Origin of the sequence: Oscillibacter valericigenes (genome assembly GCF_016902445.1) — a bacterium.
Lineage (GTDB): Bacteria > Bacillota > Clostridia > Oscillospirales > Oscillospiraceae > Oscillibacter > Oscillibacter avistercoris.
In genome coordinates this window covers 1-239 of record NZ_JACSNX010000090.1, presented here as the reverse complement: position 1 = coordinate 239, position 239 = coordinate 1, and the positions used below count along the sequence as shown (strand labels likewise).

At 65.3% G+C, this 239-nt stretch carries 1 protein-coding gene; it reads right to left on the bottom strand.

The window, feature by feature from the left end; genetic code table 11:
• Positions 1-239, bottom strand: a 239-nt coding sequence (locus H9X91_RS14145; protein WP_204805891.1) for an S-layer homology domain-containing protein, incomplete at both ends; no start/stop codon positions are given.

Here is a 239-nt window from a genome sequence, read left to right as displayed (position 1 = left end):
AAGCCGGTCAGGGTGCCGGTGGGACGGAAGGTGCCGTCAGCGTAGCCGCTGATCAGGCCCCGCTCCACGCAGAAGGCGATGTAACCAGCGAAGCTGGAACCGGCGGGCACGTCCTTAAAGGGAGCGGCCTGAGTGCCCAGGGACTCCGCCGTGGTCTTGCCCAGCATCATGCAGGCGATGATCTTGGCGGCAGCCTGACGGGTCAGGGTGCCCTGGGGACGGAAATCACCATCGGAATA